General features: G+C 40.9%; 14 protein-coding genes, 2 tRNA genes, 4 rRNA genes and 2 pseudogenes. 11 read left to right on the forward strand and 11 right to left on the reverse strand.

The genetic code is table 11. The annotated features are described in order from the left end of the window. The first annotated feature begins 137 nt into the window (after positions 1-137). Positions 138-1,976 carry a glutamine--fructose-6-phosphate transaminase (isomerizing) gene (glmS, locus tag ACQ86H_RS02380; protein WP_138818852.1) on the forward strand — a complete coding sequence of 613 codons (1,839 nt, stop codon included), beginning with the start codon at positions 138-140 and terminating at the stop codon, positions 1,974-1,976. A gap of 544 nt (positions 1,977-2,520) precedes the next feature. Here glmS and ACQ86H_RS02385 read toward each other — a convergent pair. Genes ACQ86H_RS02385 through ACQ86H_RS02395 form a run of 3 tightly spaced genes read right to left on the reverse strand, consistent with a single transcriptional unit; the run spans position 2,521 to position 4,652 of the window. Next, positions 2,521-3,894, reverse strand: a complete 1,374-nt coding sequence (locus ACQ86H_RS02385; RefSeq protein WP_431293755.1) for a hypothetical protein — start codon at positions 3,892-3,894, stop codon at positions 2,521-2,523. Positions 3,895-3,954: 60 nt separating this feature from the next. After that, positions 3,955-4,122: a ComF family protein gene (locus ACQ86H_RS02390; protein ID WP_431293756.1), complete on the reverse strand. Its 168-nt coding sequence runs from the start codon at positions 4,120-4,122 to the stop codon at positions 3,955-3,957. Next, a complete protein-coding gene (locus tag ACQ86H_RS02395) occupies positions 4,119-4,652 on the reverse strand; it encodes a ComF family protein (protein WP_431293757.1) in 534 nt (177 codons plus the stop codon). The genes ACQ86H_RS02390 and ACQ86H_RS02395 overlap by 4 nt, the downstream gene beginning before the upstream one ends. 977 nt (positions 4,653-5,629) lie before the next feature. On the opposite strand from ACQ86H_RS02395, the gene ACQ86H_RS02400 reads away from it, so the two are divergent. The 6 genes from ACQ86H_RS02400 to rrf (ACQ86H_RS02425) all read left to right on the forward strand — a co-directional run bounded on the left by ACQ86H_RS02400 (position 5,630) and on the right by rrf (ACQ86H_RS02425) (position 11,559). Continuing rightward, positions 5,630-7,151 (forward strand): 16S ribosomal RNA (locus tag ACQ86H_RS02400). A gap of 253 nt (positions 7,152-7,404) precedes the next feature. Next, a tRNA-Ile gene (locus tag ACQ86H_RS02405) sits at positions 7,405-7,482 on the forward strand. Between the two features lie 82 nt (positions 7,483-7,564). Next, positions 7,565-7,638, forward strand: a tRNA-Ala gene (locus ACQ86H_RS02410). A gap of 492 nt (positions 7,639-8,130) precedes the next feature. Further along, positions 8,131-11,005 (forward strand): 23S ribosomal RNA (locus ACQ86H_RS02415). 140 nt (positions 11,006-11,145) lie between these two features. Beyond that, positions 11,146-11,257: ribosomal RNA gene (gene rrf / locus ACQ86H_RS02420) — 5S ribosomal RNA — on the forward strand. Between the two features lie 190 nt (positions 11,258-11,447). Continuing rightward, a 5S ribosomal RNA gene (gene rrf / locus ACQ86H_RS02425) occupies positions 11,448-11,559 on the forward strand. Together the 16S, 23S and 5S rRNA genes with 2 tRNA genes alongside form the textbook arrangement of a ribosomal RNA operon. A 457-nt stretch (positions 11,560-12,016) precedes the next feature. On the opposite strand, the pseudogene rlmN reads toward rrf (ACQ86H_RS02425), so the two are convergent. The 4 genes and pseudogenes from rlmN to ACQ86H_RS02445 form a co-directional block, all read right to left on the reverse strand. After that, a pseudogene (gene rlmN, locus ACQ86H_RS02430) lies at positions 12,017-13,063 on the reverse strand (23S rRNA (adenine(2503)-C(2))-methyltransferase RlmN); the annotation flags it as partial. A gap of 273 nt (positions 13,064-13,336) precedes the next feature. Then, a pseudogene (gene rluF, locus ACQ86H_RS02435) lies at positions 13,337-14,134 on the reverse strand (23S rRNA pseudouridine(2604) synthase RluF); the annotation flags it as partial. Positions 14,135-14,161: 27 nt separating this feature from the next. Then, positions 14,162-14,683, reverse strand: a complete 522-nt coding sequence (locus tag ACQ86H_RS02440) for an NADPH-dependent FMN reductase (protein WP_431293758.1) — start codon at positions 14,681-14,683, stop codon at positions 14,162-14,164. Positions 14,684-14,982: 299 nt separating this feature from the next. Next, positions 14,983-15,480 carry a DinB family protein gene (locus tag ACQ86H_RS02445; RefSeq protein ID WP_138818846.1) on the reverse strand — a complete coding sequence of 166 codons (498 nt, stop codon included), beginning with the start codon at positions 15,478-15,480 and terminating at the stop codon, positions 14,983-14,985. Between the two features lie 145 nt (positions 15,481-15,625). On the opposite strand from ACQ86H_RS02445, the gene ACQ86H_RS02450 reads away from it, so the two are divergent. Further along, positions 15,626-15,898 (forward strand): hypothetical protein, encoded by a 273-nt coding sequence (locus ACQ86H_RS02450; protein WP_138818845.1) that lies wholly within the window; start codon positions 15,626-15,628, stop codon positions 15,896-15,898. Further along, a complete protein-coding gene (locus ACQ86H_RS02455) occupies positions 15,888-16,226 on the forward strand; it encodes a type II toxin-antitoxin system RelE/ParE family toxin (RefSeq protein ID WP_138818844.1) in 339 nt (112 codons plus the stop codon). Before ACQ86H_RS02450 ends, ACQ86H_RS02455 begins: the two co-directional genes overlap by 11 nt. On the opposite strand, the gene ACQ86H_RS02460 is transcribed toward ACQ86H_RS02455, so the two are convergent. Beyond that, entirely contained in the window at positions 16,223-16,912 is a 690-nt protein-coding gene (locus tag ACQ86H_RS02460) for a helix-turn-helix transcriptional regulator (RefSeq protein ID WP_138818843.1), read from the reverse strand. The two genes, ACQ86H_RS02455 and ACQ86H_RS02460, sit on opposite strands and share 4 nt — an antisense overlap. Positions 16,913-17,052: 140 nt before the next feature. Between ACQ86H_RS02460 and ACQ86H_RS02465 the strand changes: the two genes are divergently transcribed. Together ACQ86H_RS02465 and ACQ86H_RS02470 are read left to right on the forward strand one after the other, a co-directional pair. Then, positions 17,053-18,915: a sensor histidine kinase gene (locus tag ACQ86H_RS02465; RefSeq protein WP_431293759.1), complete on the forward strand. Its 1,863-nt coding sequence runs from the start codon at positions 17,053-17,055 to the stop codon at positions 18,913-18,915. Continuing rightward, complete coding sequence (locus ACQ86H_RS02470) at positions 18,861-19,529, forward strand: response regulator (protein ID WP_431293760.1); 669 nt, start codon at positions 18,861-18,863, stop codon at positions 19,527-19,529. Before ACQ86H_RS02465 ends, ACQ86H_RS02470 begins: the two co-directional genes overlap by 55 nt. Here the strand turns inward: ACQ86H_RS02470 and ACQ86H_RS02475 are convergent, their stop codons facing one another. The 3 genes from ACQ86H_RS02475 to ACQ86H_RS02485 all read right to left on the reverse strand — a co-directional run bounded on the left by ACQ86H_RS02475 (position 19,530) and on the right by ACQ86H_RS02485 (position 21,636). Then, on the reverse strand, positions 19,530-20,861 hold the full coding sequence (locus ACQ86H_RS02475) for a sigma-54-dependent transcriptional regulator (protein ID WP_431293761.1): 1,332 nt from the start codon (positions 20,859-20,861) through the stop codon (positions 19,530-19,532). Between the two features lie 69 nt (positions 20,862-20,930). Then, a complete protein-coding gene (locus ACQ86H_RS02480; RefSeq protein WP_116169014.1) occupies positions 20,931-21,245 on the reverse strand; it encodes a hypothetical protein in 315 nt (104 codons plus the stop codon). 79 nt (positions 21,246-21,324) lie between these two features. Next, positions 21,325-21,636 carry a hypothetical protein gene (locus ACQ86H_RS02485; protein ID WP_138818840.1) on the reverse strand — a complete coding sequence of 104 codons (312 nt, stop codon included), beginning with the start codon at positions 21,634-21,636 and terminating at the stop codon, positions 21,325-21,327. Between the last annotated feature and the right edge of the window lie 20 nt (positions 21,637-21,656).

Raw genomic sequence — 21,656 nt, forward strand, 5'->3', positions numbered from 1 at the left:
ATTTAGTACTGGTATACAAAAAGCAGTTACATTAATTTGTAGCTGCTTTTTTGATTAAATAAAAAGATCTTTAGCGCTTAATGCTTTAAAACAAACGTTTGTTTATATATTTATCCCAAATTAATTAGACATAAATTATGTGTGGAATAGTGGGCTATATTGGCTATAGAGAAGCCTGGCCAATTGTACTTAAAGGCCTTAAAAGATTAGAATACCGCGGTTATGATAGTGCGGGTATTGCATTAATGAATGAAAGCGGAGAGCATATTTATAAAAAAGCCGGTAAAGTAGCAGTTTTAGAAGAGTTTGCTAAAGACCAGGATAAGTCTGGTACTATTGGTATGGGCCATACCCGTTGGGCAACCCATGGTGTTCCTTCTGACCGTAACTCCCATCCGCATACTTCGAACAACGGTAAATTATCAATTATACACAATGGCATTATAGAAAACTATGCTACTTTAAAAGAAGAACTGATTAACCGCGGGCACGAATTTAAAAGCGATACCGATACGGAGGTACTCATTCATCTCGTAGAAGAAATTCAGGAAATTGAAAATATAGATCTTTTGGAAGCCGTTCGTTTGGCTTTGAAGGAAGTGATTGGCGCCTACGCCATCGTGATTATGGATCAGGATCATCCTGATCGTTTAATTGCGGCCAGAAAAGGCAGTCCGATGGTAATTGGTGTGGGGCAGGGAGAATACTTTATCGCTTCTGATGCTACGCCGATTATCGAATACACCAGGAATGTTATCTATCTGAATGATAATGAAATTGCGCTGATCACCAAAGATGATCTTTTGGTTAAAAGATTGGATAATGTGGTACAAACGCCATTAATCCAGGAGCTGCAGTTAAAGTTAGAAATGCTGGAGAAAGGTGGCTTCGATCATTTTATGCTCAAGGAAATTTATGAGCAGCCGCGTTCGATTAAAGATTGTATGCGTGGTCGTATTTATCCTGAAGAAGGGAAAGTTCAGCTTGGCGGGATTAAAGAATTTGCAGAGAAATTAAAAAATATAGATCGCATCATCATTGTGGCCTGTGGAACATCGTGGCATGCAGGTTTGGTTGGCGAATACCTGATTGAAGAATACGCCCGTATTCCTGTTGAAGTTGAATACGCTTCAGAATTCAGGTATAGAAATCCGATTATTACTGAAAAAGATGTGGTAATTGCCATTTCACAGTCTGGAGAAACGGCCGATACCATGGCGGCTATAGAGATGGCTAAAGAACGTGGGGCAACTATTTTCGGAATTTGTAATGTTGCTGGTGCTTCAATTCCACGTTTAACGCATGCGGGCGTTTATACTCACGCCGGACCAGAAATCGGTGTAGCTTCTACAAAGGCATTTACTGCACAGGTAACGGTTTTAACTTTGATGGCCTTTTATATGGCGCAACAAAAAGGAACCATTACTACTTCAAAGCTAATCGAACTTTTAACCGAGCTCGATAATATTCCTGAAAAGATTCAGATTGCTTTAGAATCGAATGAACTGATTAAGGAAGTAGCAGAAAAGATTAAAGATTCTACCAACTGTTTGTTTTTAGGTAGAGGAAGTGGCTTCCCTGTAGCTTTAGAAGGAGCGTTAAAACTTAAAGAAATTTCCTATATCCATGCAGAAGGATATCCTGCTGCAGAGATGAAACACGGTCCTATTGCTTTAATTGATGAAGAGATGCCTGTAGTTTTTATCGCTACGCAGAATTCATCATACGAAAAAGTGATCAGCAATATACAGGAAGTAAAAGCAAGGAAAGGTAAAGTGATTGCTATTGTAACCCAAGGCGATACCGAGGTGAAAAAAATGGCTGATTACTGTATTGAAATTCCTGATGCCAATGAAGCCTTTTTACCTCTCTTGGCCACAATTCCACTTCAGTTATTGTCGTATCATATTGCGGTAATGCGTGGTTGTAATGTAGACCAGCCAAGAAACCTGGCAAAATCAGTAACTGTAGAATAATTTACAACACAACGAATAGATCAAGCAGCTGCATTAATTTGTAGCTGCTTTTTTGATTGTAGAAGTATTTAATGCTGAATTGTTAACTAAGCCCGATCCGATAGCTATCAGATGAATGGATTCCGTTTTGAGCTATATATTTGATATCAGTAAATTAAAACGGCAGAGGAAAAGCGGGGCTGAATGCCGCCATTTGGACCGATGCTAAATTCTAAAGAAATAAATATGATTGATGGAGATCGTTGCCAAAAAAGAGGCTTAAATCTGGATTTGGTAATTTAATATTGATTTTGAGCTATTGTATGACATTTTGTTCGAACAGTCGTCACCCTGAATTTATTTCATGTTCTGTTTTGCATGAAAGATGCTGAAATAAATTCAGCATGACGATAGCGTGTGGTAATCCTATAATCTTAAAATCCTGGTGAAAAGTAAAGGGCCGATATTCTTTAGAAGAAATATCGACCCTTACCATCTAAATTAACGCTCTCATATACATAAACGAGATTTCCCTACGATTGGTTTTAAAAAATAAAAAAAGTTGTTATTTCTCATAACTACCTAAGGTTGAGGGGTAAAATCTGGTGTTGCCTTTGATGTCTTTATTAAGATAAACGGTAAAATAAGGATCGGTACTCAAATCAGCGCCTTTCTTTCTGGCTAAACTGTTCGCCGAGAGTTCAAAATTTTCCATTTCCTGGTTGATGAATAAGGGATCAATATTCAAAATATTGCCGTTACTGTTATAAGTACTGTTGGTGCACCGGATTAAATTACTCCACACATTGAGTTGCACCATGGCAGAAGTTTTCTTTTGGATATCAAGTTCATTAGTTAAACTTCCCCAAATGATGTTATTGGTTAAATTGATTTGAAGTTTATTGTACGCATTTGCTGCTAAGTAATCTGAAAAGCTCAATGAGGCAGTTTTACGCGGAAAGTTTAAGTTGTAACTAACCAAGGTATTCTGTTTCAAATTATAATTCCCTCCCCCAACTCCATATATCAAATAATTTCCGCAGTTATACATCACATTATTAAATGCGAGCAGTTCTGAGTGATAGCCGATATAAGCTGCCACCTGCATGTTTTTGATGATACTGTTGCTTAAAATTAATTTGGGGTTATTGTTAACAGATAAAGAATCGGAGGTAATGCCAACAGATGCATTTTTAATGATCGCATTTTTAATCAGTCCATGTCCGGTGCGTTTTAAGAAAATTCCTTTCCATTGCCCGGGCTCATCGCTATAAATTCTTTCAAGCCTGTCGCTGCAAAATAATACAGGCTCAGTAAAGTCGCCATTAACGATCAGATTTCCTTCTATGTTTAAATTGGCATCCTTATGGAAATAAATTTTAGTTCCGGGCTGGATTGTTAATGAAGCCCCACTCTTAATGGTTAATGATCCATTAATAATATAGGGTAAAGCTTTTGTCCAGATGATATTCGTATTAACCGTAGATTCATTTATAAATACGGCATTTTGTCCGTAAGCTAAGAGCTGAATAACCTGTTTATTCCCATTTGTATTTAACAGGATAGAATCTTGAACAAGAAAGGGTAGATTGGTTGAATTTGGATTGATCGAAACCTTGACAAAAAGATTTATAGAATCCTGACCGTTTATGATGAGATCATTTTTATGCTGCGTTTGCTCTCCGTTAATGTTGATACTAAAAGCAGAAGTATTCCCTCCGGATAATCTGATTTCGGATACTTTAACCGCATCATTATTTTTGTTTACAATCTTTATTCTTCTGGTTGTTGAGCCTACAGAAGTAAAAATGGTATCAAATAATACCTCTTTACTGGAGATATTTAGTTTAGCATTCGGATCTGTGGTGATACGCTCTGCTTTCCGGCAAGCTAAACCAAAGAATGAAATTAAAATCACCAAACCAATATTTAAACGCATAAATCAAACTTAGAAAATTGTTTCGCTACTTACAATAGTACTTAAACCATATAGTGGTAATTATTCTGCGAAGGCAAGTGCTGCTATGCTCACTTTTGTTGCTCCTGTAGTTAAGAGTACATTTGCGCAGGCCTCAAGCGTTGCCCCAGTGGTAATTACATCATCAACCAGTAAAATATGTTTGCCGGTTATATCCTCAGGAGAATTTACCTTAAACACACCTATCATATTTTCGTAACGGTTATACCTGCTTTTTTAGTTTGGCTCTCGGTAGAAGTATTCCGGATAAGGTGGTCCTCGCTAATGCCAATCCCCATCTGCGTCGCAATTCCTTCTGCAATAAAGGTACTTTGGTTATATCCTCTTGACTTATGTTTTTTACGATGTAAAGGAACCGGAATAACCAGATCAATATCCTGGTAAAGTGCTGCGGTTTTTAGCTTTTCTCCCAGCATATTGCCTAACAATACGCCAACATCTGTTCTGCCGTTATATTTTAAGTTGTGTATCAAGTTCTGAACCTTCGCTCCTTTTTTAAAATATAACATGGCCATTGCAGCATGAAGTGGTAAGCGGCCCCATAGTTGCTTAGCAACCCTATTATCTGCATATTGATGATAGTCGGTAAAAGGCAGATCGTATAAGCATTTTAAACAGATCAGCTGTTCGTGGCGAAATAAAGAACGGCCGCATGCATTGCATAAATTTGGAAACAGCAGTCCAAACAAATCAGAAGTCCATTGTCTAACCCGAAGCATCTAACTAATTTATAAAATATTTACGAGGAATACTATGTTTTTAAGGCTAGGATAAAATATAGTTAACTAGTTTTTTAGCAAAGCAGTTGTTTTGCTACTATATAAGCATGTTCCCGCTTTCCATTTGTAGTGCCGGCGTGAAGCCTGCAGCTACCACTGCAATCGGGTTTAGATAGGCGGGCAGGGGAGTAACTTACGAAGTTTCCAGGAAGCGTGTGCGCCGGGAACTTCGTAAGTCTTCAGATCGCAGATTTCAAAAAACCTGCGAGGTTTATAAGTAGGCTTAAACACCTTTTGCTTCAAAAAGTTTTAACTATAGTAATTTTTTTTCCTGCTGAAAACCATCAACTTACGTTAAAGCCTGTGCTATTCTGTAAAAAACCTTTGGAGGGAACAATATTTTTCCTACTTTTGCATCCCGCTTCGGAGGAAGGGTTTAGTTGAAAAGGTGTTATAGAGAGATAGGAGAGCAGGATTTATTTTAAAATAAATATTGCGGGAGAGAAAAAGATTGCTACCTTTGCAGCCCGGTTCGGAAGAACGGAAAGCCAGTTAAACCTGGCGTATTGAAAAGCAAACAAGGAAAGAAGAAGGCTTAAAAAAATAAAATTTATTTTATTTGCAAGTTCGGAAAAGATCCTTACCTTTGCACTCCCAACCGAAAGGAAGGGTGAAAAAATCGGAACGGCGGATGCCGGAAAGATAGAAAAAAGATTGAAACAAATGGAAACACGTTTAAGACGAACACGACTTGAACGAACAGAAGTTTGAAGATATATAAATGACCGGCCGTGAGGTTTACCAGGTCAATAAGTTCTTAAAAGAGATGTCAATGTAGCGTAGCGAGGTAATGAAGTACCGATCAAAGTACATGATTACGTAGCTTTATTTTAAAGGTGGTGTCTAACAGACAACATAAAAAAAGAAGACTATTTTTAACAATAGTTAAAACTGGTCAGCATCTTACAACACATTTTACAATGGAGAGTTTGATCCTGGCTCAGGATGAACGCTAGCGGCAGGCCTAATACATGCAAGTCGAACGATATTTTCCAGCTTGCTGGAAGAGAAAGTGGCGCACGGGTGCGTAACGCGTATGCAACCTACCTTTATCAGGGGGATAGCCCGGAGAAATCCGGATTAACACCGCATAAAAACACAGGATAGCATTATCCAATGTTCAAATATTTATAGGATAAAGATGGGCATGCGTGTCATTAGCTAGTTGGCGGGGTAACGGCCCACCAAGGCGACGATGACTAGGGGATCTGAGAGGATGACCCCCCACACTGGTACTGAGACACGGACCAGACTCCTACGGGAGGCAGCAGTAAGGAATATTGGTCAATGGAGGCAACTCTGAACCAGCCATGCCGCGTGCAGGAAGACTGCCCTATGGGTTGTAAACTGCTTTTATCCGGGAATAAACCTCTTTACGAGTAGAGAGCTGAATGTACCGGAAGAATAAGGATCGGCTAACTCCGTGCCAGCAGCCGCGGTAATACGGAGGATCCAAGCGTTATCCGGATTTATTGGGTTTAAAGGGTGCGTAGGCGGCCTGTTAAGTCAGGGGTGAAAGACGGTAGCTCAACTATCGCAGTGCCCTTGATACTGATGGGCTTGAATGGACTAGAGGTAGGCGGAATGAGACAAGTAGCGGTGAAATGCATAGATATGTCTCAGAACACCGATTGCGAAGGCAGCTTACTATGGTCTTATTGACGCTGAGGCACGAAAGCGTGGGGATCAAACAGGATTAGATACCCTGGTAGTCCACGCCCTAAACGATGAACACTCGCTGTTGGCGATACACAGTCAGCGGCTAAGCGAAAGCGTTAAGTGTTCCACCTGGGGAGTACGCTCGCAAGAGTGAAACTCAAAGGAATTGACGGGGGCCCGCACAAGCGGAGGAGCATGTGGTTTAATTCGATGATACGCGAGGAACCTTACCCGGGCTTGAAAGTTAGTGAATGATTTAGAGATAGATCAGTCCGCAAGGACACGAAACTAGGTGCTGCATGGCTGTCGTCAGCTCGTGCCGTGAGGTGTTGGGTTAAGTCCCGCAACGAGCGCAACCCCTATGTTTAGTTGCCAGCATGTAATGGTGGGGACTCTAAACAGACTGCCTGTGCAAACAGAGAGGAAGGAGGGGACGACGTCAAGTCATCATGGCCCTTACGTCCGGGGCTACACACGTGCTACAATGGATGGTACAGAGGGCAGCTACATAGCAATATGATGCGAATCTCACAAAGCCATTCACAGTTCGGATTGGGGTCTGCAACTCGACCCCATGAAGTTGGATTCGCTAGTAATCGCGTATCAGCAATGACGCGGTGAATACGTTCCCGGGCCTTGTACACACCGCCCGTCAAGCCATGGAAGTTGGGGGTACCTAAAGTATGTAACCGTAAGGAGCGTCCTAGGGTAAAACCGATAACTGGGGCTAAGTCGTAACAAGGTAGCCGTACCGGAAGGTGCGGCTGGAATACCTCCTTTCTGGAGTAGACTCACCTACTCGCCACGCAACATGATATTTCTAATTAAGGTATATGGTAATAAGGTATAAGGCTTAAGGTCTTGATACTGGATACTAAATACTTTAAAAACACAAGAGAAAAAAGAAACACCCAGAAGAAAACGGTGGGCATACTATAAAGGTAAGCTTAACGGAGACAAGAAGGGGAAGCCAAAGGAAGCAGTAGCGGTAAGATACTATATACTGCAAACTATTGCTTACCTGAAATCAAGAAGTCCCGTAGCTCAGCCTGGTTAGAGCACTACACTGATAATGTAGGGGTCTCCAGTTCAAATCTGGACGGGACTACCATTGAAGTTGGGAGTAAAGAGAAAAGAGCCTGGGAGTTATGAATACTCCAGACTAATGACTCCAAACTCAAAACTAATACTCTGGGGGATTAGCTCAGCTGGCTAGAGCGCCTGCCTTGCACGCAGGAGGTCAACGGTTCGACTCCGTTATTCTCCACTGAAGAATGGCAACCGTTTAACGGTTCGTCCCGATAGCTATCGGGACCGTTATTCTCCACCATAAAGGTTGAGGGTCAGAAGGTAGAAGGCAAAGAGGTAAACTTTAAGCCGGTACATAGACCACAACAGAATAAATACCTTATTATCGGGATAGATAATATACATTGACATAAAGATTAAGAAAAGAAGAAACGCCAGGGGGCACATATATAGATATAATAATATCGAAATATGAAACGGTTCGAGACCGCAGTTTTTTACTAACGAAGCTGAAACGAAGCTTAGGTTGGGGACAATGAAACCCTCCGCCTTTATACCTTCGGCCTTCAGCCTCAGTAAAGTTCTTTGACATATTGGAAGAAGTTAAAAAAGAAGAGCAAACAACAATAGGCGACTGTTGTGTTTGTGCTCTCCCGACTTTACGTTGGGAATGAGACATCATAACAAGAGCAAAAAAGCATACCTTGCGGCGCAAAAGGCGCAAGAGTAGAAGAAAGTAATAAAGAGTACACGGGGGATGCCTTGGCTCTCAGAGGCGATGAAGGACGTGATAAGCTGCGATAAGCTTCGGGTATTTGCAAATAGGAATTGATCCGAAGATTTCCGAATGGGGCAACCCGGCATGTTGAAGACATGTCACATATAATGAGCAAACCTGCCGAACTGAAACATCTAAGTAAGCAGAGGAAGAGAAAATAACAATGATTTCCTAAGTAGTGGCGAGCGAAAGGGAAAGAGCCCAAACCTACTTTGTTACGGCAAAGTGGGGGTTGTAGGACTGCAACATGGCATTAGCAAACAGAAGTGGAATGGGATGGGAAGCCCAGCGATACACGGTGATAGCCCGGTACACGTATAGAATGCTAGCCTAGCAGTATCCTGAGTACCGCGAGGTCGGAGACGCCTTGTGGGAATCTGCCGGCACCATCCGGTAAGGCTAAATACTCCTGAGAGACCGATAGTGAACCAGTACCGTGAGGGAAAGGTGAAAAGAACCCCGAACAGGGGAGTGAAATAGAACCTGAAACCGTGTACTTACAAGCGGTCGGAGCGTCCAGGTGGCGTGACGGCGTGCCTTTTGCATAATGAGCCTACGAGTTACTCTTCTCTGGCAAGGTTAAGTGCTTCAGGCACGGATCCGAAGCGAAAGCGAGTCTGAATAGGGCGTATAGTCAGAGGAGGTAGACGCGAAACCTTGTGATCTACCCATGGACAGGTTGAAGGTGCGGTAACACGTACTGGAGGACCGAACCGATAAACGTTGAAAAGTTTCCGGATGATCTGTGGGTAGGGGTGAAAGGCTAATCAAACTGGGAAATAGCTCGTACTCCCCGAAATGTTTTTAGGAACAGCGTCGACGTTGAGTTATATAGAGGTAGAGCTACTGATTGGGTGCGGGGGAGTCAAATCCTACCAAATCCAGACAAACTCCGAATGCTATATAATATAGTCGGCAGTGAGGCGCGGGGTGCTAAGGTCACGCGCCGAGAGGGAAAGAACCCAGACCATCAGCTAAGGTCCCCAAGTTACAGTTAAGTTGAACTAACGAGGTCCGATTGCACAGACAGCTAGGATGTTGGCTTGGAAGCAGCCATTCATTTAAAGAGTGCGTAACAGCTCACTAGTCGAGCGATCGGGCATGGATAATAAACGGGCATTAAACTGTACACCGAAGCTATGGGATTGAAATATATCGGTAGGGGAGCATTCTATCGGCAGCGAAGGTACCTGGTAATGGGTGCTGGAGCTTATAGAAAAGCAAATGTAGGCATAAGTAACGATAAGGCGGGCGAGAAACCCGCCCACCGAAAGGATAAGGTTTCCTGATCAACGCTAATCGGATCAGGGTTAGTCGGGACCTAAGGAGAACCCGAAGGGGAAATTCGATGGACAACGGGTTAATATTCCCGTACTTTTTATAACTGCGATGTGGGGACGGAGTAGTGACACTGCCGCGATCTGACGGAATAGATCGTTAAAGGCTGTAGGTATTAGAACGGTAGGCAAATCCGCCGATCTAGCTGAACGCTGATAGTACCGCAAGCCTTCGGGTGAGTGGATAGTGCAGGTAATCAGACTTCCAAGAAAAACCGCTAAGCTTCAGGTTATAAAAACCCGTACCGCAAACCGACACAGGTATCCGGGAAGAGGATTCTAAGGTGCTCGAGTGAATCATGGCTAAGGAACTCGGCAAAATGGCCCTGTAACTTCGGGAGAAGGGGCGCTGGCAGTAATGTCAGCCGCAGTGAAAAGGCCCAGGCGACTGTTTAACAAAAACACATGGCTTTGCAAAATCGAAAGATGAGGTATAAGGCCTGACACCTGCCCGGTGCTGGAAGGTTAAGAGGGGATGTCATCGTAAGAGAAGCATTGAATCGAAGCCCCAGTAAACGGCGGCCGTAACTATAACGGTCCTAAGGTAGCGAAATTCCTTGTCGGGTAAGTTCCGACCTGCACGAATGGTGTAACGATCTGGGCGCTGTCTCAGCCATGAGCTCGGTGAAATTGTGGTCCCGGTGAAGACGCCGGGTACCCGCAACGGGACGGAAAGACCCCATGCACCTTCACTACAATTTAACATTGACATTGGATACAGGATGTGTAGGATAGGTGGGAGGCTTTGAAGCGGCGTCGCTAGGCGTCGTGGAGCCAACGTTGAAATACCACCCTTTCTGTATTCGGTGTCTAATCCCTCTAAGGGGGAGACATTGTTTGATGGGTAGTTTGACTGGGGTGGTCGCCTCCAAAAAGGTAACGGAGGCTTTCAAAGGTAAGCTCAGTACGCTTGGTAACCGTACGCGGAGTGCAATAGCATAAGCTTGCTTGACTGTGAGACAGACAAGTCGATCAGGGTCGAAAGACGGATATAGTGATCCGGTGGTTCTGCATGGAAGGGCCATCGCTCAAAGGATAAAAGGTACGCTGGGGATAACAGGCTGATCTCCCCCAAGAGCTCATATCGACGGGGAGGTTTGGCACCTCGATGTCGGCTCGTCACATCCTGGGGCTGGAGAAGGTCCCAAGGGTTCGGCTGTTCGCCGATTAAAGTGGCACGCGAGCTGGGTTCAGAACGTCGCGAGACAGTTCGGTCCCTATCTGTTGTGGGCGTAGGAATTTTGAGTGGGGCTGACCTTAGTACGAGAGGACCGGGTTGGACCAGCCTCTAGTGAATCTGTTGTTCCGCCAGGGGCATTGCAGAGTAGCTACGCTGGGAATAGATAAGCGCTGAAAGCATCTAAGTGCGAAACTAGCCACGAGATGAGAATTCCATATAGGACCGTAGCAGACTACTACGTTGATAGGCTACAGATGTAAAGCTGGCGACAGCACAGTCGAGTAGTACTAATCATCCGAAGCTTTCAAAGCAAACAGACTGTTGTTTGTTCTTCAAACTAACTTCTTTCAATAATATGTCATTTAAGGCTGGAAGGCCGAAGGTAGAAAGGCGGAAGGTATAACCCTCCCACCCTAAAACCCTCCTCCCTTTAACCTTAATTAAAAATATTCAGGTGCCTATATCGGTGGTGTCCACCTCTTCCCATTCCGAACAGAGAAGTTAAGCCCACCAGAGCCGATGGTACTGCGGTAACACGTGGGAGAGTAGGTCGGTGCCAGATCTTAAAAGAAACCCTTCAGCAGAAATGTTGAAGGGTTTTCTTGTTATATACAAGGCCTTGTGTTTAAGGTCAGCGAAATTGAAATACTGAAATCGATATACATTAAGGCTGGAAGGCCGACGGTAGAAAGGCGGAAGGTATAACCCTCCCTCCCTAAAACCCTCCTTCCTTCAACCTTAATTAAAAATATTCAGGTGCCTATATCGGTGGTGTCCACCTCTTCCCATTCCGAACAGAGAAGTTAAGCCCACCAGAGCCGATGGTACTGCGGTAACACGTGGGAGAGTAGGTCGGTGCCAGATCTTAAAAGAAACCCTTTAACAGAAATGTTGAAGGGTTTTCTTCGTTTATGGCATTTTTGCAGTACGTTTATTTGTTACCATTTATTAACAGTTCCAGATTATTCTCACCATTAAGGAGTGAAGAAGGGTTAAGATATGGGCGCTATTCTTAATGTCCTTAATCCCTTAATGGTAAAGGGAGCCATAAACTTTTTCTCAACATTAAAGAGTTAAGCAAAGTTAAGGGTTTGTTCCCGCAGATCACGCTGATCTCCGCAGAGCCCATTCCATCGTCCGTTTCCATCTTACCTGTTTTTTCTTCTGGCCAGGGTTAAATAGCCCTGATGGGAGTGAGCACGGAGCCAATTCTTCATGGGCGGAGTAAAACGGACAGCAGGACCGAACCCAACCTAAATGCACAGGAAACCGCGCTTCAAAAAATGAAAGAGATTGTATTAAGAATGTTGTAGTAGATGGCTTAAGCGTTCGCTTCTTCCTTAACGGCCAATTGCCCGCAAGCGGCATCGATGTCTTTGCCACGACTACGGCGAATATTGGTATTAATACCCTGGCTTTTCAAATAATTTGAAAATGCATCAATTTTATCCCCTTCCGCATTGGTGAAATCGGCGAAAGAAATAGGGTTATATTCGATCAGGTTTACTTTACAAGGAATATGTTTGCAGAATTTGGCCAAATCCATTGCATCAGAGATTTCATCATTAAAATGATTAAAAACAATGTATTCGTAGGTTACCGGATTTTTCGTTTTTGCAAAATAGTATTTAAGTGCATCTGCCAATGCTTTTAATGAGTTGGCTTCATTAATGGGCATGATTTCATTACGCTTTTTATCATCAGCAGCATGTAGAGATAATGCAAGATTAAATTTTGCGCCATCATCGCCCAGTTTTTTGATCATCTTTGCAATGCCCGCGGTGGAAACCGTAATGCGTTTATAACTCATATTTAGGCCATCCGGAGCTGTAATACGCTCGATAGACTTCAATACATTTGCATAATTTAACAAAGGCTCTCCCATTCCCATATACACTATATTGGTAAGTGGATTGTTATAATTCTGCTTCGCTTGTTTATCAATCAGTACAACCTGGTCATAAATCTCATCCGCATTTAAATTACGCTTACGGTCCATGTAGCCGGTGGCACAGAATTTACAGGTTAAACTACAGCCCACCTGCGAGCTCACACAAGCAGTCATGCGGTCTTCTAAAGGGATGAGCACCCCCTCTACAATATTACCATCTGCTAACCTGAAAGTATTTTTAATGGTATGGTCGTTACTGAATTGGGAGTTGTTAACCTGAACGGCATTGATAGCAAAAGTTTCGTCCAATACCTTACGAAGGTCTTTAGATAAATTACTCATTTGCTCGAAACTCGTAGCCGATTTTTCCCAAAGCCACTGGTAAATCTGCTTGGCCCTAAATGCAGGCTGTTGCATTGCTACAAGATGTTGTTGCAATTGAGGAAGATCTAATGCACGGATATCGGTTTTTTTGCTGTTACCATTTGTTGCAAAGGTACTTAAAAAAGGCGTAAGGCAGAAAGGTAGAAGGTTGAGGGTGCCTGCAAGAGGCCAAATTTTACAATTAATTAGCTTATCTTCCTCTGCCTCTTGAGTTTGACTTGCTGATTGCCTTACCTTTAGCAGGCCTGGAATTTCTGTTCCCCGCATTGCTTTTTCCTGTTGGTTTTGCTCCGGAATGACCTGCGCTCTTTTTTCCTGTTGATTTTGGGTCAGACGGCTTAGGTTTAAACGTTTTTTTGTTTGCTCTTCTCTAAGTTGAGGGATTTCCCCCCAGGTATTTGTTTTTTTCCTGGTAGCGCTTTTTGTTTTGGGTTTAGCTTCAGAAGATGAGTTTTCGACACTTTTGGTAATGGCTTTCATCTCTTCTTCGGTAAGTTCCCTAAATTCTCCCGTGGGGATACCTTTAAGGCTGATATTCATGATGCGTGTACGCTCGAGTTTTGTCACTTCGTAACCAAAATGCTCGCACATTCTTCTTATTTGCCTGTTTAATCCTTGAATTAAGATAATATTGAAAACAAAAGTGCTGATCTGCCTTACCTTGCATTTACGTGTATTCACACCTAAGATTGGAACTCCATTACTCATCTCGAAAATAAAATCTTCAGTGATGGGCTTATTAACCGTAACTACATATTCCTTTTCGTGTTTATTCCCTGCCCTTAAAATTTTGTTAACGATATCGCCATTATTGGTGAGGAAGATCAGACCTGACGAATCTTTGTCCAACCGGCCAATGGGAAATATTCTTTCACTGTGGTTAATGTAATCGACAATATTATCGCGTACGCTGCCTTCAGTAGTACTGGTAATGCCAACAGGCTTGTTAAAAGCCAGCAGGATGAAATTACTTTCTTCTTTAGGTTCGATGTTATGGCCGTTTACCATCACTTTATCGCCTGCAAAAACCTGATCGCCAACCTTAGCCCTTTTTCCATTGATAAAAACAGTGCCCTTTTCAATATAGCGGTCAGCTTCACGGCGTGAACATAATCCGCTTTCGCTGATGAATTTATTTAAACGGGTGGCAGAATTATTATTCATGCTGCAATTTTACGGAAATAAATTGTGTTATCCATTCTCAACAGTAGCAACAAATGCATGAACAGTACTTTTAAGCTTTGTTAAAGTTTCGTGATCTGTAATTTCTGCATTATGATTAATTTTAGCTTTTGCAAAGGGAATGAGCTGTGAAGATATTTTAGCCTCAAGTACGGTTAAAATATCTATTATGGATTCATAGGCTTTTTCACCCTGTGTAGAAGCAACAAGCACTAAAACGGATTTATCAGAAAACGATGCGGCACTTACCGTCCAATCGAGCAGGTTTTTTAATGAACCGGGTAGCCCCATAGCATATTCAGGTGTAGAAATGATGATGCCATCTGCTTCCTGGATGGTTTTACGAAGATCATAAACAACCTTTGGTGGATCTGCTAAATCCAGATCAGGGTTGAAATGTGGAACATCTGCAATAGTTGGGAAGATGGAGACCTCAAAATCTTTCCCTAGAAGCTGGCTAATAGCCGAAATATAAAGTCCGTTGGTTGATGAAGTTTTGGTGCTGCCTGAAATCGCAAATATTTTTTTCATTGCTAAAAATAGCAAAGTGCAGCTAAAGTATGAAGTGGACCTGGTAATTCGATGGTCATTTCAAATGAACCCATTGAAACGCAACAAGTTTCAACAGCTGATCGATGATAATGCTGATTCAATAGCTTTAATATTCAAGCCCAATGGCCTTAATTTAAAGGCTTTTAACTACAGATCTGCACAGATAAACACGGATTTTTATATCTGTGTTTATCCTTTTTACCTGTGGTTAATGTGTTGGGCGCTTAAATAACGACATCGATTTATGCCTGTACGGAAATGACGATTATCTTTATAAACTAAAAACTATGATCATCAGCACTTGGGCCATAACTTCCCGGAATTGGAATATTCAATAACCTTAAATAAACACCCAATTGTGCCCGGTGATGAGAAGTTTGGTTTAAAGAGTGGCGGATGGTTTCGTATTTAGAATAATCGGCCAAAACCTGTTTACCCATACTGAGTACCCAACGCCCGTTTAAATTATCTTCGGTAGCTTTTTCTAAATCGGCCTTTCCGGCTGCATAATTTTTCTCCAAAATTTTAACCAGGTCACCAGCATTTTCTACATGAGGTTCTGTGTAAGGTTCGGTTTCAAAATCCAGTCCATCGGTATTTAGAGCCAATGAAACCCAGCGTGGAAGGTCGGCAATATGAACCGCAAGCGATTTCATTTTCATACTTTTTTCGTGCGGTGCCCAGTCAAATTTATCTGCCGGTACAATGGCCAGGAATTTTTTCGTGGTATTGAATTCGTCTGCCAACTCTTTCAATAATAATTTAATAATGTCCATATTTTTCTGTTTTGTTTTTTCTACTGTGTGTAACTCCATAAGTAATAAATCGGCGATGCTCATGATTTTTGATGTTTGTTTACACAAAGAAAATACAGACTACTGACAACCCTATGGCAGTGTGAAAAAATAATTTAATTGAGAAATGTTTTATTCAAAAAAGTGTATTTTTGTAGTAATGACGACGTTAACCGTAAATATCGAAAACAAGAAATCTGAAAAAGCTGTAAAGGCTGTGCTTGATGCCTTGGGCTTGAACTACGAGGTTGTATCTAATATTAAAGCAAAAGAAAGAACACCAAATAGACCTGAACAGGCAATCTATAAGCGCCTAAAAGAATCTCTTGAACAAATCAATCTTCATCACGAAGGAAAAATAGAATTACGAGATGCCAAAGATTTTTTAGATGAGCTTTAAGGTTAAAACGGTTCCTAATTTTGAAAGGGAAGTTAAGCGAATCTTTAAGAAACATCGCGGCATAAAATCTGATTTATTAAAACTCATTAATGATTTAGAAGTAAATCCTGAATTGGGAGCTCATCTAAGCCAGAACATTTATAAAATCCGATTATCCATTTCTGGTACGAATAAGGGTAAATCTGGCGGTGCAAGGGTTATAATTTATGTCGTTGTCCTTGATAAAATAGTTTATCTTGCCGAAATATACCTCAAAAGCGACCATTCAACCGTAAATATTGAAGATGTGATACAACGTTTGAAAGATGCAGGAATTTTTGATTCTTAATAATTTACCGGCAGTAGATGCATATAATCGCTTAATGGAATATGTTGCGTTTTTTTGAAAGGAATACCCAAATTTTTGAGGCAGATAATCCGCGTGAGGTTAAAATCGCGGTATTGGTTTCGGTAATGGCACCAGGCAATGAGGTGCCAGCTAAATGCGTAAAAAATTAATCCGATCGGTTCTACCTCTCTTTTGCTTACCTCCTCCTTATTATTTTTATAATCAAGTGCAATAAGGTATTTTTCGGCGATGGCGTGCTGAATAAGGGACAGGTATTCAAAGTTGAAACTCAATCTTTCAGGAATCTGCAGTTTGATATGCTGGTTTAAAGTTTCGAGTTTTTCTTTTTGACTTGTTTTTAATACTGCTTTTACCTTGGTTAGTGCAGAAGAGTAATGCGTACGGATGGAGTTATCCGCAAAACCATTTACCAAACTTTCTACCAATAATAAAGCATTGGCTTCATCCATATTAAAGGAAACCGGTGGCAAAAAATAGCCTTGCACGAGATAATAACCTTTATGTTGCTCAAAACTTACGGGTATTCCCTGCTCGCAAAGCGCTTTAATATCGCGGTAAACCGTACGTATGCTCATGTTAAATCTTTCTGCAATTTTTTCTGCAGTAATATATTTTTTGGATTGGAGTAAAGTCAGGATTCCAAAAAGTCGGTCGATACGGTTCATGTTTGGTTTTTTTAGGCGATGATAAAATTAAAGCTTTTTAACCAATTTTCTTATGGTACGTTATTTGTAAAAGATAAACAGATACCAATTCTAAACGATAAACCGTTATTATAATGGTTTAAGGTAATAATCTGAATTAAATGGCGGCTGTTATTCAAAAACGTTTCTTCCGGGCAATAAAAAGTAAAGTAATTATAGGTTTTCTGTTCGCCTGTTTTGCGCTGCTATTGGCATGGGGTATCAGCAAGTTCGCTTTTACCAGGATGCTGAATACCGTGGAAGAAATTTCAGCGCCGAACGACCGTTTAAGGATTGTTAATGATCTTTCGCACAAGATAGCCAGGTTGGATCAGTTGCAACGTGATGAAGCTTTTAATAAACAGGGCAATTATAGTTTCCTTAAGGAATCGCGTAAGTTAAGATCAAGTTTAGATACGCTTCGCAAATTATATCGTGGAGACTCTGCGCAATTGTCTAGGATAAAATCGATCAAAAATTTACTTTCAGATCGCGATAAACAGTTTGTAAACTACCTTAAAGTAAGGGAAACACTGGTTAATACCAAATCTTTTTCTGACGAAGTTAAGAAATTGAATGAGCTGGTGGCTATACGCAGCAGGCAAACGGATAGTGCAGTATTAACTACCGAAACGACCACATCAACCACCACGGTTGCGCCAGAGGAAGAACAAAAATCAAGAGGTTTCCTGAGCAAACTTTTTGGGAAGAAGAAATCAGATGTTTATAAAATCATTAACGAAGAATTTAAGGTTAAGCGTGATACCTTAAATGCAAAGGCTGAAGACAGCATCATGAAAAGCATGACGGGTTCGTTAAGGAATATCGAGCTGGAACAGCGTCAGAAAAGCCAGAAATTTTTAAAAAGGGAGGCTGATTTATCAAGTGCCAGTAATACCTTAACTGCGAAAATGCTGCAGATTCTTCGTGAGGTAGAGGGCGAGGCAGTAGCTCAGGTTGACTTAAATGGTATTCAGGCCAAGGAAGTAGTTAACGACGGAATTACACAGATCACAACCATTATCATTATCTTTTTTCTGTTAACGGTTATTCTGCTGTATTTAATTTTAGCAGATATTACAAAAAGCAACAGGTATAGAAAGGCGTTGGAGCTGGCTAAAGATGAGGCGGAATACCATGGTAAAGCGAAGCAGCGGTTCCTGTCAAATATGAGCCATGAGATCAGAACCCCGCTGCAGTCTATTTTGGGCTACGCCGAGCTGATTACCCAGCAGGATGTGCCCAACAAAAAAGATGTAGATGCGATTTATCAGTCTTCCATTCATTTACTTCAGATTGTTAACGAGGTATTAGATTATAACCGGATTATTTCAGGTGAGTTTAGCTTTAATAATCAGGTATTTAATATCAAAAAAGCCTTTGATGAAGTAGTTTCGGTAATGCGGCCATTGGCAGAACAGAAATCACTTCAGTTAAATACAGCACTTGATCTTGCCGGTTTGGAATTTGTAAAGGGCGATGCTTTTAGACTAAAGCAGATTTTATTTAATTTATTGGGTAACGCCGTAAAATTTACCTTAAAAGGTGAAATTAAACTTTCTGTATCTTACAAAAAGCAAGGTGAGGATCTTCACTTTCATTTTACCATAAAGGATACCGGAATAGGATTTGAAGAAAAAGATATCCCTAAAATATTTAATGAATTTGAGCAGATAGAATCTCCTGAGAAATATATTATTAACCCTGCCGGTACAGGTTTGGGCCTACCTATTGTTAAATCTTTGATTGAAACTCAGGGAGGAAGAATTTATGTGAAAAGTAAGCCGGGCATTGGTACCACATTTAATATCTACATGAGGTATGAAAATACCACTGAGCGCGTAAATGATGCTTTAGACTTAGCGCATTATGCTATTGTAAACCCTGGAACGGTTTGGGTAATTGATGATGATAAACTTATTCTCGATTTATGCGGAATGATTTTTCAAAAAACAAAATCCCTTACAGAAGTTTTACCCAGGTAGCAGATATTTTAAATGCTGAACCCGACCAGGATTTAAAGTATGTTTTAGTTGATATGCGCATGCCCGAAATGACAGGTTTCGAACTGTGCCATTTATTAAAAAAGAAACTGCCGCAAAATATTAAATTCTATGCCATTACTGCACAGGTTTTACCTGAAGAGCGTGAGATGGTTTTGAGTGAGGGTTTTGACGGCCTGATTATGAAACCGTTTAGGGCGGTCGATATCCTATCTATATTTGATAAAACAGAAGTATTAACAGCGCAGCCCGAATTTGATTTTTCTTCGATAGAAAAAATGACTTTTGGCGATCAGGAGATGCTTGAAAAAATCCTAAACCGTTTTAAGCAGGATTCGATCGATGATGCTGCTGAACTCAAAAAACACCTGGACGAAAACGAGCAGGATAAAAGCAGGTTATTGGTTCATCGCCTTGCAGGACGCACTGCACAAATGGGGTCGAAGACATTGGCCAATGCCTTTAGAACCTTAGAAATAGAAATAGCTGAAAAAGGCTTAACGGGGAACATTAAAACTGAAGTTCTGTTACAGATCGGAAAGCTGGATAGTTTGATTGCCTTTATGGAAAATATAGACTACGCTAATGCGGGCTAACTACTCTATCCCGTAGCGTTCCATTTTGGCATATAGTGTTTTACGATCGATGTTTAAAATTTTAGCAGCTTTTGATTTGTTATGTCTTACTTTGATTAACGTTTCCGTAATTAACGCTTTTTCATTCTGTTCGTTAACTGCTTTTAGATCAGATGAATTGCCAGGAGCTGATTGCTGATGGATAGAAATCATCATTTCATCAGGTAGTGCACTAATCTGGGCAATATCGCCAGGGCTCAATAAAACCATACGTTTGATCACATTGCTAAGCTCGCGCAGATTTCCCGGCCAATCGTAACTTAACAATAATGCTTTCGCTTCAGCAGATACACTTTTAACATTCCGGTCTAAATCGCGGTTTGATAACTGTATAAAGTGATTGATAAACAGTTCCAAATCTCCACCTCTTTCTCTCAATGGCGGAAGCTGGATTTTGAATTCATTTAAACGGTGGTATAGATCTTCTCTAAATTCTCCCTGTTGCATGCTATTGGCCAGGTCATCATTGGTAGCCGTGATGATACGAACATTAACTGGAATCTGTTTGGTACTGCCCAAAGGCTGGATTACCCTTTCCTGTAAGGCCCTAAGCAATTTAATCTGCACTTCATAGCTCAGGTTACCCACTTCATCCAGAAACAAGGTTCCTCCATTAGCCGCTTCAAACTGACCTTTTTTATCATTTAAAGCACCCGTAAAAGCACCTTTAACATGTCCGAATAATTCGCTGGCGGCTAAATCTTTTGATAAAGCACCACAATCTATTGCCACAAAAGGTTTATCAGCACGTTTACTCTGTTGATGCAGGGTTCTGGCAGCAAATTCTTTCCCTGTGCCACTTTCGCCCTGTATAATTACCGACATGTCTGTAGGGGCTACCAAATTAATATGTTCATATAGTTTATCTGCAATTGCACTTTTCCCTTTTATAAAGTCGCTGTTTGTTTCTTTTGGTTCAATACTTTTTAAATCCTTTTTAGCTAAAGAATTTTTGATCACCATTAATAATTCGTCTGGATTAACTGGCTTTGTAATGTAATCAAACGCACCCAATTGAATAGATTTTACTGCTGTGCGAACATCATTAAAGCTGGTCATGATGATTACAGGAATGGAAAGACCCAGATCACGAAGATGAGTAAGCACTTCAAATCCGGTTCCGTCTGGCAGGCGGTAATCGATTAAAAGTAAATCGAATGTATAGGTTTCAACCTGTTTAAATGATTGCTTTACCTGGGTTACGAGGGTAATTTCGTGACCTTTTTTTGTTAAAAAGCCATCAAGTAATTGAGCAAATGTGGTATCGTCTTCTAAAATCAGGATTCTCGCCATGTAACAAAAATAAGAAAAGCCGGACATAATCCGGCTTTCTTATCATAGGTAGATGTAATTATTTGGGTTTTATTGTACGGGCTTACCGTCTTTATCAATTTTAACCGAACCAGTTTCGGCTTCTTTTTTAACATTGATCAAGTAGTATTCCTTTGTTCCTTCTTTAACAGACCAGGCTTCAGTAGCGGTCCATCCTTTATAAGCATCAGATTTTAATGCTGTTGTAACCGGCTCAGGAAGTTCTTCCAATTTAACCGGAGTTTTCACTGCGCTATCTTGAACTGCAACAATTGCAGCATTTTTAATTGTATTTACTTCACTTGCCTGTACTGCTGAGAATCCTGCAAAAGCTAAGAACGCAGCTGATAAAATTAATTTTTTCATCTTGATTATTTTTTAAGTTAGTGCGAGCATTAAGGCTACGCTTATATTGATTATGCCTTTATGGCGTATTTATTTTAAATTATTGAACTGGTTTACCGTCTTTATCAAATTTAAGTGAACCTGTTTCTGCTTCCTTTTTAACATTTACTAAATAATACTCTTTAGTACCTTCTTTAACTGTGAAAGCTTCAGTTGCTGTCCAACCTTTGTAGGTGTCAGATTTTAATGCTGTTGTAATCGGCTCAGGAAGTTCTTCCAATTTAATTGGAGTTTTTACTGCACTATCTTGAACTGCAACAATTGCAGCATTTTTGATTGTATTTACTTCACTTGCTTGTACTGCTGTGAATCCTACGAATGCTAAAGTAGCGGCTAAAATGATCTTTTTCATGATATTGTGTTTTAAATATG

Origin of the sequence: Pedobacter sp. P26 (assembly GCF_050632135.1) — a bacterium.
In the GTDB taxonomy this organism is placed as follows: Bacteria; Bacteroidota; Bacteroidia; order Sphingobacteriales; family Sphingobacteriaceae; genus Pedobacter.

Coding starts and splice junctions, on each gene's coding strand:
- ACQ86H_RS02470 (WP_431293760.1), top strand. CDS start 18,861: ATGCGGAATGATTTTTCAAAAAACAAAATCCCTTACAGAAGTTTTACC.
- ACQ86H_RS02460 (WP_138818843.1), bottom strand. CDS start 16,912: ATGAACCGTATCGACCGACTTTTTGGAATCCTGACTTTACTCCAATCC.
- ACQ86H_RS02455 (WP_138818844.1), top strand. CDS start 15,888: ATGAGCTTTAAGGTTAAAACGGTTCCTAATTTTGAAAGGGAAGTTAAG.
- ACQ86H_RS02445 (WP_138818846.1), bottom strand. CDS start 15,480: ATGGACATTATTAAATTATTATTGAAAGAGTTGGCAGACGAATTCAAT.
- ACQ86H_RS02440 (WP_431293758.1), bottom strand. CDS start 14,683: ATGAAAAAAATATTTGCGATTTCAGGCAGCACCAAAACTTCATCAACC.
- ACQ86H_RS02475 (WP_431293761.1), bottom strand. CDS start 20,861: ATGGCGAGAATCCTGATTTTAGAAGACGATACCACATTTGCTCAATTA.
- ACQ86H_RS02385 (WP_431293755.1), bottom strand. CDS start 3,894: ATGCGTTTAAATATTGGTTTGGTGATTTTAATTTCATTCTTTGGTTTA.
- ACQ86H_RS02390 (WP_431293756.1), bottom strand. CDS start 4,122: ATGATAGGTGTGTTTAAGGTAAATTCTCCTGAGGATATAACCGGCAAA.
- ACQ86H_RS02485 (WP_138818840.1), bottom strand. CDS start 21,636: ATGAAAAAGATCATTTTAGCCGCTACTTTAGCATTCGTAGGATTCACA.
- ACQ86H_RS02395 (WP_431293757.1), bottom strand. CDS start 4,652: ATGCTTCGGGTTAGACAATGGACTTCTGATTTGTTTGGACTGCTGTTT.
- glmS (WP_138818852.1), top strand. CDS start 138: ATGTGTGGAATAGTGGGCTATATTGGCTATAGAGAAGCCTGGCCAATT.
- ACQ86H_RS02450 (WP_138818845.1), top strand. CDS start 15,626: ATGTTTTATTCAAAAAAGTGTATTTTTGTAGTAATGACGACGTTAACC.
- ACQ86H_RS02465 (WP_431293759.1), top strand. CDS start 17,053: ATGGCGGCTGTTATTCAAAAACGTTTCTTCCGGGCAATAAAAAGTAAA.
- ACQ86H_RS02480 (WP_116169014.1), bottom strand. CDS start 21,245: ATGAAAAAATTAATTTTATCAGCTGCGTTCTTAGCTTTTGCAGGATTC.